This is a genomic window from Methanobrevibacter cuticularis (genome assembly GCF_001639285.1).
Classification (GTDB): domain Archaea; phylum Methanobacteriota; class Methanobacteria; order Methanobacteriales; family Methanobacteriaceae; genus Methanobaculum; species Methanobaculum cuticulare.
Window position 1 is genome coordinate 48,438 of the sequence record NZ_LWMW01000054.1, and the last position, 16,010, is coordinate 64,447.

Genomic DNA, 16,010 nt, shown 5'->3' on the forward strand with positions numbered 1-16,010 from the left:
TAATTATTATGATTATTTATATGTTTTTAATAGCATATATTTTTATCTATCATATTTTTTATATTAAGAATATAAAGATATTATAAAAAAAAGATTTGATGAAAATTTAGTAAAATTAAGGTATTTATTCACTCTTTTTTTAGATATTTAGCTATTTTTACCATAGATTTAAGAGCTATTGAATCTTTGTATTTCATCAAAGGTTTTCCTTCCATATCAGATAGCACAACTTTTTTATCAATAGGAATACTTCCGATTAATAATATTTTCAAATTTGATAGTTTCTTTTCTACAAAAGCTTTTTCTTCTAGAGCTGAACATTTGTTTAAAACAGCTACTATATTTTTGATTCCAATATCTTCACTTAATTTTTTAATTCTTTCAGCTGTTTCTATGGATTTAAGTCCAGGTTCAACAACAATCACCATTGTATCAACTGATTCTGCCGTTTTTCTACCTAAATGTTCAATACCTGCTTCCATATCTAAGATAACAATTTCTTCTTTTTTTACAATTATATTACGAAGCAATGCTTTTAATAAAACAGCAGCAGGACAAATACAGCCTTCTCCTCCTTTTTCTACAGTTCCCATTACCATAAGTTTTAATGAGCCATCCTTTTTGTAGTCATAAGAAAGAGTATCTGGAAGATCACTTATTTTAGGGTTCATTTTGAAAACTTCTCCAAAGGAAGCTCCAGCATCTGCCCCAGTCCTCTCTTTTATAAGCTCTTTCATTTTGGAAATAGGGGTAATTTTTTCATGAATTCCTAAACTTGAAGCTAAATTCATATCAGGATCAGCATCAATGGCAAATACTGCATGATTTTTTGAATAGATACAAGCTAATGTACTTGCTAATGTTGTTTTACCAACCCCTCCTTTTCCAGTAATAGCTATTTTCACTTTTTTTACCTTCTTTTATTTTTTTTATTAGTTTGGTTCTTGTTTCTATTATTATTCTATTTTTTTTTGATTGTAGTGTTTTTATTTTTCTTCTTATTCTTGTTTTTCTTCTTATTCTTGTTTTTATTTTTCTTCTTATTGTAGTATTTTTCTTCTTATTGTAGTATTTTTATTTTTCTTCTTATGTTGTTTTTATTTTTCTTATTTTTTGAGTGTAGTATTTATTTTAATGTTTATATTTTACGAATAACTTTGCATGGATTCCCAACAGCCACAGAATTTTTGGGAATAGATTTGGTAACCACACTTCCTGCACCAATGGTGGTATTATCTCCAATAGTCACACCTTGAAGTATTATAGCTCCACCACCAATCCATACATTTTTGCCAATATTAACTGGAGCCGATGAAGTTTTCCATGCAAATAAATTTTCATTTTTTTCATTTATTATTCTCTCTTTAGGTTTTATAGGATGAGTTACAGCATAAATTTGAACATTGGGCCCTATTCCAGATTTATCTCCAATAACAATCTTATTACAATCTAAAAACACACAGTTCATGTTTATTTCAACATCATCTCCTAGATAAATGTTAGTACCATAATCTACAAAAAATGGTGGTACAATACGAGTATTTTTCCCCTTGAATCCAAGTAATTTATATAGTATCTTCTCTATCTCATCTTCTTCACTTGTATCAGTTGAATTAAATTGTTTAATTAATTTTTTAGCTAAATGCCAACGGGTTATTAATTCTTCATCATTGGGATCGTATGATTCTCCATTTAACATTTTTTCTTTTTCTTTTTTCATAATAATCCTCTTAATATTTTGATAATGATTAAAACCACATCTAATAAAGTTAATAAAATTACTAAAATATTCTAAAAGTTTTATCATAATTTATTAACTATTTAAATGAAATAATAATGTTACTTGATATTAATTATGTATTAACTAGTATAATAATGTTAGATATTATTCAAATTTAGTTAATTGAACTTAAAATAAGAGATTACTAATATAAAATTAATTGTTTATTAAATATCTTAATATTTCTTAAAAAATAATGGAAATATAGTATGGTCAATTTATTTTCAAAATTTAGTGACTTTTCTAGAAATATTATAATTACTAAATTGTTATAATATTAAAAATCTGCTATAATATTAGAAATATAATAATATAATAATATAATTAATAGATATTTAACAAAAAGACCAAATAAACTATTTGACATTTAAAAATTAGCTTATTAATTTTATGGAATTTAATTGGTAGAAAATATTATATATTTTAGACAATAATATATTATTAATATAAAGGTTCATCATTAATTTTATATCTTATTTGATTTTGAATTTATTTTTTTAATCTTAAGAATTATTCTTGTGATGACTGTTATAAAAACATTTATTAATGGTTATAAAAATAAATATATTTATTCTATCTATATTAATAGTATAAAATTATAACAATTATAATTACATTAATCATTAAATTAGATGTATTTTTAATATTAAATTTTATAATATCGATCTTATAAAGATTTAATTTTATGATATTAGGATTAGAATAATCCAATATTTTATTAAACATCATTTTGATAGAAATTATTATTTGGAGGACTACTAATGGTTCGTGCTTATACAAGAAGAGAATATATAAGAAAAATCCCAGGTTCAAGGATAGTTCAATATGATATGGGAAATTTAACAGATGAATTTCCTGTTAAAGTAAGTTTAGCTGTGAAAGAGCCTGCTCGTTTAACTCACAATGCTTTAGAAGCTGCACGTATTGCTTCTAACAGATATATGCAAAGAAAGGCAGGTAGATTAGGATATCACTTGAAAATAAGAGTTTATCCTCATCAAATTGTTAGAGAAAATCCAATGGCTACTGGTGCAGGTGCTGATAGGGTGCAAGATGGTATGAGAAAAGCTTTTGGTAAAGCAGTTAGTGCTGAAGCAGTTGTTAAAAGGAATCAAAAAGTTATCAGCGTTGATACAACTAAAAAATATTTCTTTGATTCTAAAGAAGCTTTAAGAAGAGCAGCAATGAAGTTACCAGTTTCTTGTAAAATAGTAGTTGAAAAAGGAGAAGAATTAGTCAAATAGCTAATTTGAGAGAATTGGCTAATTACTAATAACAACATGAGTTTTGAAGATTATTTATTATATCTATTCAAATAATGAATATTGTAAAAAAGTATTTTTAGTGTATACTTATTTTTAGTATATGCTTAATTATATTTTATTCCTATATTTTATAATTATATTACTCCTATATTTATATAATTATATTAATAATAGTTAATAATTTATATTTTATTCATATATTTATATAATTATATTAATAATAGTTAATAATTTATATTTTATTCATATATTTATATAATTGTATTAATAATAGTTAATATTTTATAGTTTATATTCATATTTTATATTCATCACATTTAGACAATGTTTAGATTCAAAATAATATTAAGGATGAAACAATGTATGTTGCAAAGTTTGAAAGTATAAATAAAAAGGATGTTGGAGTTGCTGGTGGAAAAGGAGCTAATCTAGGGGAACTGACTCAAGCAGGAATACCTGTCCCTCCTGGTTTTATAGTAACTGCAGAAACTTATATTAAGTTCATGAATGATACTGGAATATCTGATAAGATAATGAATATACTAAATAAAATTGATATTAATAAAAGTAAAGAACTTCAAAATTCTGCTGAAAAAATTAAAAAGATTATTGTAGAAACTAAGATCCCTGAAGACATTGCTGCTTTAATCATTGAAGCTTACAATGAGCTTTGTCAAAGAATTGGGGAAGAAGACGCTCTAGTAGCTGTTAGATCTTCTGCAACCGCTGAAGATTTACCAGAAGCTTCCTTTGCTGGCCAACAAGACACTTTTTTGAATATCAAAGGAAGTGAAGATGTTGTAAAGTATGTTCAAAAATGTTGGGCATCTCTTTTTGAAGCAAGAGCTATTTTCTACAGGGAAGAAAATAATTTTGAACATTCTAAAGTTTATATAGCTGTGGTTGTTCAAGAAATGGTTGAAGCTGAAAAAGCAGGAGTAATGTTCACTGTTAACCCTTCAACTGGTGAAAATGTAGCATTAATTGAAGCTTCCTGGGGATTAGGAGAAGCCGTTGTTTCTGGTTCTGTTACTCCAGATACATATTATGTTGATAAAAATAATGATAAGATAGAAAATGTCATTGTTAACAATAAAAAGATAATGTTTAAAAAAATAGCTAGTGGTGAAACAGTAAAAATTGATGTTCCAGAAAATCTTCGAAAGAAACGAGTTTTATCTGAAAATGAGCTATTAGAATTAACTAATATGGGTAAAAGAATTCAAAAACATTATGATGCTCCTCAAGACACAGAATGGGCATTTCATGATAACAAATTATACATGTTACAATCTAGACCTATCACTACTCTAGGAGAAAATGGTACCAATGGAGAAGATAGTGAAAGTGGAGAAAGTTTAGAGAGTAGAAAAGTTATTGTAAAGGGTCTTGGTGCAAGTCCAGGTATAGCCTCTGGTGAAGTTAGAATCATCCATAAAATTGATGAATTAGACAAAATTAAAAAAGGAGATGTCATGGTCACAACAATGACAACTCCAGACATGGTTCCAGCTATGAAACGATCTAGTGGTATAATTACTGATGAAGGGGGAGTAACCTGCCATGCAGCTATTATCTCAAGAGAGTTAGGAATTCCTTGTGTTGTAGGTACTGGTGATGCTACTGAAACTCTTGCAGAAAATACTAAAGTAACATTAGATGGTAAAAAAGGCCTAATTTATGAAGGAATCTTCAACATTAAAGAAAACAAACAAGAGGATAAAGCAAATGCAACAGTAGAAGCTCCAATAATTACAGTAACACAAGTAAAAGTTAATGTAAGTATGCCGGAAGCTGCTAAAAAAGCAGAAGCCACTGGAGCAGACGGAGTAGGACTTCTTAGAACAGAACATATGATGTTAACTTCTGGGGTCCACCCTAAAAAATACATCAGCGATGGTAAAGAGGATGAACTTGTAAAAATGCTTGTAGAAAACATTTTAAAAGTTGTAGATGTTTTCTATCCAAAACCAGTTTGGTACAGGACATTGGATGCACCAACTGATGAATTCAAAACATTGGATGGTGGAGAAAATGAACCATATGAACACAACCCAATGCTTGGTTGGAGAGGAATAAGAAGGGAATTAGATGAACCTGAAATTTTAAGAGCAGAATTTAAAGCTATTAAAAAGTTATATGAACAAGGATATAGTAACATAGGCATCATGATTCCATTATCGCAAAGTCCAGAAGAACTTAAAAAAGCTAAAGAAATAGCTGAAGAAGTAGGAATTAGGCCTCATATTGATGTTGATTTTGGTATTATGGTTGAAACACCTGCAGCAGCTCTTATGATAGATGATTTCATAGATGTTGGACTTGATTTCATAAGTCTTGGAACCAATGATTTAACTCAATACACTCTTGCAGTAGATAGAAATAATGAATTAGTGGCTAGTAATTATTCTGAAGAACATCCTGCAGTGTTGAAATTAATTGAAATGGTAATTAATAAATGTAATGAGGCAGGAGTCAATACAAGTATCTGTGGTCAAGCAGGTAGTAAACCACATATTGTTGAAAAACTAGTTGAAATTGGAATATCTAGTGTTTCTGCTAATACTGATGCTGTAGCTGATGTTAGACGTGCTGTAGCTAGATCAGAACAAAAACTAATATTAGATGCTGCAAGAAAACAAAAATAATCAAAATTCAAATCAATTATTAAATATTTTTAATTGATTTACTACTTTTTCATTTCATTTTTATTATTATTTTTAATTGATTTACTACTTTTTCATTTTTATTATTATTTTATTATCATTATTTTATTATCATTTTTATCATTACGTTTTAAATCATCATAACACTTATTATATTTTAAAATTTTTCCAAAAAATGTCTCACACTATATATTATTTATAGTATGAGCTATAATCTATATTTATAGTTATTAGGATATCAATTTGGTTGTTTTTCATTTTTTTATAGATGATTCAATTAATCAACAGCTTTTAGATCCTATGAAGTTTTATAACTTGATTCCAGAAGGATTATTTCTTTGTTGTTTAATTTAACATGTTGGAAAGGTTTATTTTAAAAATATTAATGACAGATATTATTATTATTGACAGATATCCTTTAAATGCAGATATTCATTGTTCTCACAAAATACTACTAAATCAATGCCAATAACATACAACTCAAAAAGAATATCCTAGGAGACAGAAAGAAAACACATAAAATGCTCAATGAAATAATAATAATAATAATAATAAAATATTAATAAAAAAATCATGAGTTTTCCTCAATATATATTGAAATAATATAAAAATTCTAATATATTTATTTCATATTTTATAACAAATTATTTGATTAAAGAATTTCTAAAAGATTTTTATAAAAATCCTAAAGTTTGAATTTATGATAATTTTTAATAAAACATTATAGTTTATTATATCATTAAATATAAAATTTTAAATATAACAGTATTAAGTTATATAGTAATTAATTAATATTATTAAACTTATTACTTTAAGAGTTATCCATTAATAATATTTATTGCTTTAAGAGTTATCCATTAATAATATTTATTGCTTTAAGAGTTATCCATTAATAATATTTATTGTTTTAAGAGTTATCCATTAATAATATTTATTGTTTTAAGAGTTATCCATTAATAATATTTATTGTTTTAAGAGTTATCCATTAATATATTAATCTAGCTATTATTTAATAAGGTAATTTAAATGAATAAAGAACCATTAGAAGAGAAAGAGATATTGGAGGAATTAGCTAGCTTGAAAGCTAAAGACTTTGAATATTCAACTGGAAGAATTTTAGGGTCTATGTGTACAAAAGCAGATCCTTTAGCGAAAAAAGTATTCTGTGATTTTTTAGATGCTAATCTTGGAGATCCTGGACTTTTTAAAGGGACGCAATATCTTGAGGAAGAAGTTATCAAAGACATAGGATCATTTCTTTCCATTGATTCTCCTTTTGGAAACATTGTAACTGGGGGAACTGAAGCTAATTTAATGGCTATGAGAGCTGCTAGAAACACAGCTAAAAAAAATAAAAAGATAGAATCTCCTGAAATAATAGTTCCGAAATCAGCTCATTTTTCTTTTGAGAAAGCTTCAGATATCTTGGGATTAAAATTAATTGAAGCGGATCTTGATGGAAATTATAAGCTGAGTATTAATTCTCTTAAAGAGAATATAACTAATAACACGATAGCTATTGTGGGAGTGGCTGGAACAACAGAGCTTGGAGTTATCGATCCAATCGAAGAATTATCTGAAATAGCTATTGAGAATGATCTATATCTTCATGTAGATGCAGCATTTGGTGGTTTTTCTATTCCTTTTTTGAATAATATTGGTTACAAATTACCTCAATTTGATTTCAGATTACCTGGAGTTTCATCCATTACAGTAGATCCTCATAAAATGGGGCTAGCTCCTATACCTTCAGGATGTATAATATTTAGAGAAAAAAAGTATTTAGATATCATGTCTGTGGAGGCACCATATCTAACATCAAAAGAACAATCTACAATAGTAGGGACACGTCTTGGAGCTCCAGCTGCAGCTACTTGGGCTGTAATGAAATATATTGGTAGTGAAGGTTATGAAACATTAGCTAATGAATGTATGATAAACACATCCTTTTTAGCTGATGCTCTGCATAAAGAGGATTTTGAAGTAGTAGTTAATCCAGAACTTAATATTGTTGCTTTTAATCATCCAAAAATTCCAACAGATGAATTAGCCAATATTCTTGAAGAGGAGGGATGGATGGTTTCAACTTCAAATTATCCTAAAGCTATTAGAATTGTTATAATGGGACATATATCTCATATACATTTAGTGGATTTTTTATCTACCTTAAGGAAAATTAAAAGTAACTTGAATATTTAGCTATTTGCAATGTTTTCTATAGCAAATAAGCCATGGTACTTTTAATTTAATCAATGTTTTCATGTGTGTGTTTTATGAATCATTTTTATTTTTATGATTTATTTCTTAGAAATTCTTCATTTTAAATACCTTGTATTAAAAGTCAGCTAAAAATAGATTTTGCATTGGCAATAGCTACAATTCCAGGGATATTTTCAACTTTTAATTCATAAATAGCTTCTATTCCTTCTTCTTCAAACATAATTACTTTTTTTGCCTTAATATTGTGTGTAATAAGTGCTGCTATAGGGGGAGTTATTACAAAAATAGAATTTAATTCGTTTAAATCATTCACTGTCTTTTTACTAAGTTTTCCTTTCCCTATATGAATCTTAACACCTGCTTTAGCTAATATTGGGATAGAAGATTCTATTTCATCTTTATTACTAGTAGTAGTGGCTACTCCTGCCTCACTAACAGCGGTATGCATAATAGCTATTCCTTGAATATCAAAAGGGATTTTAGCTGTCTTCTTATTATTTATTAAATCTACTAATTTTGGCAGAACCGCATCTCTTCCAGTGTAAATTGTCCCAGTGATGGATACTTTATCTCCAACTTTTAATTTTTCAATATCATCATCTGTTATTGGAGTTTCTATTTTTTTCATAATAACCAAATTTAAGTTATTTTAAAAATCATTAATTTTTTCATTATTTTCATGTATGTTTACTTGTTTACCTTCAGCTACAGGCACAACTTCGAATATAGCATCATTGAAATCTAGATTGAACTCTTCGCCATCCATTATCATATGTTGAAAAACAGCTAAGGAAGAGACTTCAGAGTGAGGTTGATTTGTAACTGAAACATTCCAGTCTGATTTTTTATAGATTTTTGTTGGGACTCTTGAGCCTCCAACTACTATTAATTTATCTTTTTCAGAGCTTTTTATTTCTTCTACAACATTTTGGACTTGAGAACCATACATGGTTAGATGAATAACTTCTCCACCATTGTTTTGCCATTCATCAATGAGATTCATGTAATTTTTTTTATAAGCTATTTCAAAAGAACCTCCCCAGCGTGTTACAACATCTTCAACATTTTTCATAAGCTTTTCATCTTCTTCTCCACTCAAATATATTTTTGAAGCTCCAAAAGCTCGTGCTGTTAAGCAAACATGTGTAGTTATTCTCACATCTCTTTTTACTCTATGATCAAGTCTTAATACGTTAATATTCATATAATCACAATTAGTATTCATAAAATTCATAAATAAAATCTTTATAATAAAATTTGCAGTTAGTTCTATACTAAAGCAGGCTTAACTAAGTTTATATTTATGTAGCATTAGATTATTAAGATAATTAAAGTTTCTTTAAATCCAAGTAAAAGCTATTACCATCACAAGCAGTGAAAATAATCTTCCTACTTCATTAGAAGCTCCTAAAACATCTCCAGTAGCTATTTTGAAATGTTTTTTCCCTAAATAAGATATTAAAGCTCCTCCAAAAATCCCTCCAATAACTCCAAAGATTCCCACATAGCTAACTAAGGAATAAGATATAATTATAGCTATTAGAACTGAAAGAAGATATTTCGGAATAGTCATAAATTCAATGAAAAATCGTCCTGTACCATCCTGACCTGGTTTTGAGGATATACAACAGCTAATTAATCCTATTTTGCCTGCCATTTCCGACACTATTATGGCACCGAATAATCCAAATGCAAGAATAGAATTGAATGAAGTTATGGTGATAATTCCAACTATGAAAAATAAAGCTATTCCTCCAGTTCCCACCATAGAATCTCGCATCACAGCTAATTTCTTCTCAGGAGTTCCATGAACCATTAAAGCATCACCAAAATCTAACAATCCGTCTAAATGATGATAACCATTGAACATTAAAAAAAAACCATAAATAATAGCTGCACATATTATGGGAGGTATTAATAAAACATTAACAAGGAAATAACTAATAATAGCTCCAATTATTCCCACTAAAAAACTAATAAATGGCCAAAACCATGTTAATTTTGCCATATCTTCAATTCTAGTGTATATATTCAATGGCATTATTGTTGAAAATGTAATGAGCCCTCCTATAGAATTTAAAATAGACGATTTTTCTTCAAAATAGTCATCTTTATCTTTATTCAGATTTGACATATTAATTCATACCTTTAGCTATTTTTAATACTCAGTTTTTAATATTATTCCAATTTTTTAATTTTGTTTTAATGTTGTAATTGTCTTTGAATTTGATTTTATTTTTGTTTTAATATTATGTTTATTTTTGAATTTGATTTTATTTTTGTTTTAATATTATGTTTATTTTTGAATTTGATTTTATTTTTGTTTTAATATTATGTTTATTTTTGAATTTGATTTGATTTTTGTTTTAATATTATGTTTATTTTTGAATTTGATTTTATTTTTGTTTTAATATTATGTTTATTTTTGAATTTGATTTTAATTTTGTATTTTTTTCTGAATTTCATTTTAATGTTCTTCAAAGATTTTAGACATGCATCCTGCTATCAATCCTGCAAAAATATCATCAACCATTGGTCCTAATCCAGAGAGTATTCCAGGTTTTTCCTCATCATATCTTTTGAAGTTAAATGTAGCTTTGGTTCCTGCTATCTGATTAGCTATTGCCATTCCTAACACTTCATCTGTGTATAAATATGCAGGATCATCTTCTACATCAACCTCTCTAACTCTATTATTTTGAAAATCATCTTCACATCTAATAGCTGATATAAGTAGAGCTATAACATTGATATCTTCTAAAGAAAGGAAAATTTGAGCTTTTAATTTATCTCTCAGTTCTTGAGTTTCTTCAATTCCAACACAAAGCTCCATTCCTGCATCAACAAGATGGTCTATTGTAATTCCTTCAGCAAAAATGTAATCTAATATCCCAAAATCAATATTAATATTGTCTAAAAAGTGTTTTGAACTTCTTATTATTGATTTCACCATTTCATTTTTTATTTTTAATAGCTCTTTTTTTCGAGTAGAATATATTTTTTCAGATTCTTCTTTATTTGTAGATTCACTATTAAATGAATTTTCTAATATTTGAGAAATTTCATTATTATCATTGTCTATTTTATATTTAGAAATAGGACAAGCTATTACTAGAAACTCATTGTTATTTAAGACCTCTTGAATGTGGTCTGGGAATTTTTGGTATTCAAAATATTTAACTTTAGTTTCAATAGCTATTTTATGGAATTCTAAGATTTCTTTTAAGTTTAATTCTTCATTAATTATTATTATTTGACTCAAATCCATTTTAGCATTTTGAAGTCCACTGGGATTCTCAACAACTCTTAAATTATTTGTTATATTCATTCTTCGTAAGGAATTATCTGCAAAATTCAAAATAGCCATTCCGTGAGATTCTTCTATAAAAAAATTTTTATTTTCAAAAGCATGGGCTATATAACTTTCATTCAATTCACTGTTTTTAAATGTATTAGGGGATAAAATAACCAGATTTTTAATTATATCTATTCCATTTGAAACATCTAAATCATTCACTGCAAGAAAGTAATCATCAGTATTTATGCAAATGGAATCATGATCTTTAATGATCTGTATGTTATCAAAAATTTTCTTTTCTATTTTTTTACTCTTGTTATTTCCCATAATATCCTATCCCTAAATATTAGTATTTATAATTTTTATTCAACTTTAATTCCATTTATTTTTATTTCAATTTTTTTTATTATGATATTTAAAGAATTGAATATTCCAAAATATTATTTATGATTTAATACATAATTAATTTAATCATTAAATTTAACTCAATTTAATATTATAAATATTATTATGATTAAATCTAATTAAAATATAATTACTGAATAATGCTTTAATTACTTTGCTCATAGTTTAATTTATAAACTTCACTTATACTTTAATTTATAAAATTTGCTTATAGTTTAATTTATAAACTTTGCTTATAGTTTAATTTGTAAAATTTGCTTATAATTTGATTTATAAACTTTGCTTATAATTTGATTTATAAAATCATTAATTTATTTATTAGTTTAGGATTGTAAAATTCTTATATATATTCTATAATTATCATTCTATTAATTCATGATTATTGAAATAATTAATTAAAATAAATTTATTGGAAATATTAGAAGGTATTGCTTATGGTTCTTATTATTGATCCTCAAAATGCAGGAATAGCTGGAAATATGATCGCAGGTGCTTTCGTTGATTTGGGTGTAAATGAAAAAGAAATGAAAGAGGTTATGGAAACCGCAACCGCTGATTTTGGTGGAGTCAAAGTTAATATTGAAAAAATAAATAAAAATGGAATTCAATCTACATATTTAGATGTTGAAACAGTAGATGGGTCTGATTTAAACATGATTAACTTCAATGAGAGCTCAGATTCTGAAAATAAGCATTTTATTTCTTATAAAAATTTTTTAGATAATATAAACAATATAAACAAAAATGAAAACAATAGTGATTTAATAGATAATCAAGTGATAAATCTATCAAAAAATGTTTTTAAAAGAATAGCTAGTTCTGAATCAATTATTCATGGTAAATCTATCGAACAAATTCATTTTCATGAAGTTGGAGCTGCTGATGCAGTAGCTGATGTTTTTGGATCTGTTTTTGGATATTATGCATCTGGATGTGATGAAAAAAAGGTTATTGGACTTCCGATAGCTTTAGGTGGAGGAACAACTAGTGGAAGTCATGGGAGGATTCCTATACCTTCTCCTGCAACTTTAGAAATATTAAAAGGAGTCAATTGTTTTGGGGGGCCTGTAAATACAGAATTAGCTACCCCCACAGGTGCTGCACTCTATATGGAGCTATGTGATGAATTTAAAGATTTTCAACCAATGATAAAAACACAAAAAGTAGCTTATGGTGCAGGAAAAAAAGATCTTGATTTTCCAAATGTTTTAAGAATGATTCAAGGGTATTCTGTTATAGATGTTCAAAAAATAGATGTCATTGAAACTAATATTGATCATCTAAATGGTGAAACTTTAGGATACCTATTTGATAAACTATTTGAAATTGGAGCAAGAGATGTTTCAATAATTCCAACAATCATGAAAAAGGGTAGACCTGGTCAAATAATTAAAGTAATAACTAAACCAATGGACACTGAAAAGATTTTATCCACTATATTTGAAGAAACAGGTACATTAGGAATAAGAGTTTATCCTCAAACCCATAGAGGAATAGCAAAAAGGGAAATAATTTCTCTAGATATTGATATACAAGGAATGAAAAAAATTAGATTTAAAATTGGAATAATGAACAATAAAATAATATCTTCTAGACCAGAATATGAAGATATTCGAAAAATTGCATCAACCACCAATCTTCCTTTAAATAAAATTATAGAAATAGCTAATTTTGAGATTAAAAAACATTTAGAGAATGATTATAATAACAAATTTTAATTACATAGCTATTAATCTTAATATTGAAATTAATAATATACTAGAAAAAATAAGAAAATAAAATAAAAATAATAAATCATAGAATAGAAAATAAAAAAATCAAGTAAAATAAAAATAATAAATCATAGAATAGAAAATAAAAAAATCAAGTAAAATAAAAATAATAAATCATAGAATAGAAAATAAAAAAATCAAGTAAAATAAAATAAAAACAAAAGAAAAAGGAAATTTTAGTAAAAATGAGTTCCTATAATAAAAAAACTAAAAAAGCAATTTCTGTTTTATCTGGAGGATTGGACTCAACTGTAGCCACTTCTTTTTACAAAGATAATTATGATATTCATGCAATAACATTTGACTACGGCCAAAGGAGTGTTGAATCTGAAATTCATGCTTCTAAAAAAATTTGTGAGAAATTAGGATTTAAACATAGTGTTATTGCTTTACCATGGCTAAGTAATTTAGGAAACTCTGCTTTAACAAGTGAAGAGAAGTTACCATTGCTTAGTATGGATGAACTTGATGATAAAGAATTAACTGAGGATTCTGCAAGTAAAGTATGGGTTCCAGGTCGTAATATAGTTTTTACAGCAATAGCTACTTCTTATGCTGAAGCAGAAGATGCAGATATAATAATCGTTGGTTGGGATAAAGAAGAGGCCAACACTTTTCCAGATAACTCTAAAGAATTTTTAGAAAGCTTCAATGATATGATATATATTGGCACAAAGAAAACTGTTGAAATTAAAGCACCAGCTATTGATTTAAATAAAAAAGAAATAGTGGAATTAGGTAAAAAAGTTGATGCTCCTTTGGAACTCAGCTATTCTTGTTATACTGATAATAAAAAACATTGTGGTATATGTGAATCATGTCTTCGAAGAAAAAGAGCTTTTATTGAAAGTGAAATAGCTGATCCCACTGAATATTTAGAATAACCAATTCTATTTATTATCTATTGGGAGTTATCTCAATTTGTACAGAATAGCTATATTTTGTGAATCAGAAAATATCTATTGTTTATGATTTTTAAAATTTGTATGTGGTTTGCTTTATTTTTAAAATTTCTATGCATTCATCAGTTTTAATCTTATGTGATCATATCCTTTCATGATAGGTTTATCTATTTCTGACATCTTATTTTGGCTCGTTTTAATCTTATGTGATGATATCCTTTCTAAGATTACCTATAATTTCTTCTTTAATTTCTTTTCTTATTTCATCTTTAATTTTGTTGAGATCTTTTTTGTTTTTTGTAAGATAATTCTTTAGTTTTCCTTGTAAGCTAATAAATTCAGTATCTTGATTATAGTTTAAAGTTTTATCATGTAATTCAGGATACATTATTAACAAATCATAATTTTTACTTTCTACAATATCCCTTATTGCAACTGATTTAGGTATAATATAAGCTATTATTAAATTAGGTTTAATATTTAACATTTCTTTGAAGTTTAGGTAATTTTTATTTGTGTTTTTTAAATTATTTTCATGAATATCTGTGATTATTCTAACATATTTTGTTTCACCATTTACTTTGATAGAACCTAATCCTCTATGCTGATGTTCTGTGTTATAACAATATGTTGACCCATTCCAAACATCTAGATGGTTATTCCACTTAATATAACCTAATATTTCATCAATAGACTCATTTAAATCTTTACCTTCTTTTTCTGCTTTTATAGCTATGGCTTCTGATAGATAAACTGGTATTAAGTTATCTGATTCATATTTACTTAGAACTTTTCCATTTAGTCTATCTTCGATAGATTCTGTTATAATTTCTGTAACTGTATTTCCTTTTAATTCAGCATAATTTTTCAATTCATCCATTAAGTGTTCACTCAATCGGAATGAATAATGTTTTTTATCAGATTTCAACAGACCTGAGTTATTCTTACGTGTTTTTGACATAATTATCACATGATCATTGTTACATGACTTTCAATAAGATTAGATAATAATTTTATGTTATTACTAGAATAAAAATCTTTCAATAAGATTAGATAATAATTTTATGTTATTACTGGAATAAAAATCTTTCAATAAGATTAGATAATAATTTTATGTTATTACTAGAATAAAAATATTGCTATTTAAAAATTTTCACATTCTAATGGGGTTAAGATCAAGTTAAATTATATAATTTTTCTCAATATTTAAAATTTGTTTAAAAAGCATAAAAGATTTATAGAAAATCTAAAAAAAATAAAATAATCTTAAATAAGATTTTTCATATAAAAAGGAAAAATTTTAAGAAATCGTGTGTGTTTATAATTGTTTTTTGATCATTAGATTTATCAAGACAGCTATTTAATAATTTAAGAATTTTTTCGTGATAGTTACTTAAATGAAAAGAATCAGTGGAAAATTAGATGATGGGTTAGATAGGTTATTTTTGTAAAAGGCTTGATTTTTTTTACTTATTTCTTGTTTTTTTATTTGTGTGTTGTTTATATGTTTAGGGGGGGGGGGGTAGTCTATGGTTTTGTTCCTGCTTTGTAATTTATCTTTGTTTTTGTTTTGGAGTGTGTAGAAGTGATATCTTTATATATGGGTAATTGCTATAAGTATGTTTGTCCAGTAGTTAAAAGTTAATAGTTTAATAGGATACTAACTGTTCTTTAGATGACTAACAAATTTTTTCTATTTATT

At 26.5% G+C, this 16,010-nt stretch carries 12 protein-coding genes; 5 read left to right on the forward strand and 7 right to left on the reverse strand.

The window, feature by feature from the left end; translation table 11 throughout:
• Positions 1-128 precede the first annotated feature (128 nt).
• A complete protein-coding gene (locus MBCUT_RS01665) occupies positions 129-905 on the reverse strand; it encodes an ATP-binding protein (protein WP_067258022.1) in 777 nt (258 codons plus the stop codon).
• Between the two features lie 233 nt (positions 906-1,138).
• Entirely contained in the window at positions 1,139-1,720 is a 582-nt protein-coding gene (locus MBCUT_RS01670; RefSeq protein ID WP_067258025.1) for a sugar O-acetyltransferase, read from the reverse strand.
• Positions 1,721-2,541: 821 nt separating this feature from the next.
• Between MBCUT_RS01670 and rplJ the strand changes: the two genes are divergently transcribed.
• The 3 genes from rplJ (at position 2,542) to mfnA (ending at position 7,910) form a co-directional block, all read left to right on the forward strand.
• Positions 2,542-3,024, forward strand: a complete 483-nt coding sequence (rplJ, locus tag MBCUT_RS01675) for a 50S ribosomal protein L16 (protein ID WP_067258029.1) — start codon at positions 2,542-2,544, stop codon at positions 3,022-3,024.
• A gap of 380 nt (positions 3,025-3,404) precedes the next feature.
• On the forward strand, positions 3,405-5,693 hold the full coding sequence (gene ppsA / locus MBCUT_RS01680) for a phosphoenolpyruvate synthase (protein WP_067258033.1): 2,289 nt from the start codon (positions 3,405-3,407) through the stop codon (positions 5,691-5,693).
• A gap of 1,044 nt (positions 5,694-6,737) precedes the next feature.
• A complete protein-coding gene (gene mfnA / locus MBCUT_RS01685; protein WP_067258040.1) occupies positions 6,738-7,910 on the forward strand; it encodes a tyrosine decarboxylase MfnA in 1,173 nt (390 codons plus the stop codon).
• Positions 7,911-8,052: 142 nt separating this feature from the next.
• Here the strand turns inward: mfnA and MBCUT_RS01690 are convergent, their stop codons facing one another.
• The 4 genes from MBCUT_RS01690 to MBCUT_RS11505 form a co-directional block, all read right to left on the reverse strand.
• Positions 8,053-8,559 (reverse strand): fumarate hydratase C-terminal domain-containing protein, encoded by a 507-nt coding sequence (locus MBCUT_RS01690; protein WP_067258043.1) that lies wholly within the window; start codon positions 8,557-8,559, stop codon positions 8,053-8,055.
• Positions 8,560-8,580: 21 nt separating this feature from the next.
• The gene (locus tag MBCUT_RS01695) at positions 8,581-9,135 is read right to left on the reverse strand and encodes a hypothetical protein (protein ID WP_067258047.1); all 555 of its coding nucleotides are present in this window, start codon (positions 9,133-9,135) and stop codon (positions 8,581-8,583) included.
• A 135-nt stretch (positions 9,136-9,270) separates the two neighbouring features.
• Positions 9,271-10,065: an adenosylcobinamide-GDP ribazoletransferase gene (gene cobS, locus MBCUT_RS01700; RefSeq protein WP_067258049.1), complete on the reverse strand. Its 795-nt coding sequence runs from the start codon at positions 10,063-10,065 to the stop codon at positions 9,271-9,273.
• 333 nt (positions 10,066-10,398) lie between these two features.
• Positions 10,399-11,556, reverse strand: coding sequence for a phosphatidylglycerophosphatase A (locus MBCUT_RS11505; RefSeq protein WP_067258054.1), 1,158 nt, complete (start codon positions 11,554-11,556; stop codon positions 10,399-10,401).
• 512 nt (positions 11,557-12,068) lie between these two features.
• Between MBCUT_RS11505 and larC the strand changes: the two genes are divergently transcribed.
• Positions 12,069-13,352, forward strand: a complete 1,284-nt coding sequence (gene larC / locus MBCUT_RS01710; RefSeq protein ID WP_067258057.1) for a nickel pincer cofactor biosynthesis protein LarC — start codon at positions 12,069-12,071, stop codon at positions 13,350-13,352.
• A gap of 239 nt (positions 13,353-13,591) precedes the next feature.
• The gene (gene queC, locus MBCUT_RS01715; RefSeq protein WP_067258060.1) at positions 13,592-14,290 is read left to right on the forward strand and encodes a 7-cyano-7-deazaguanine synthase QueC; all 699 of its coding nucleotides are present in this window, start codon (positions 13,592-13,594) and stop codon (positions 14,288-14,290) included.
• Positions 14,291-14,510: 220 nt separating this feature from the next.
• On the opposite strand, the gene MBCUT_RS01720 is transcribed toward queC, so the two are convergent.
• Positions 14,511-15,269 carry a hypothetical protein gene (locus MBCUT_RS01720; RefSeq protein ID WP_157082426.1) on the reverse strand — a complete coding sequence of 253 codons (759 nt, stop codon included), beginning with the start codon at positions 15,267-15,269 and terminating at the stop codon, positions 14,511-14,513.
• Positions 15,270-16,010: the final 741 nt, after the last annotated feature.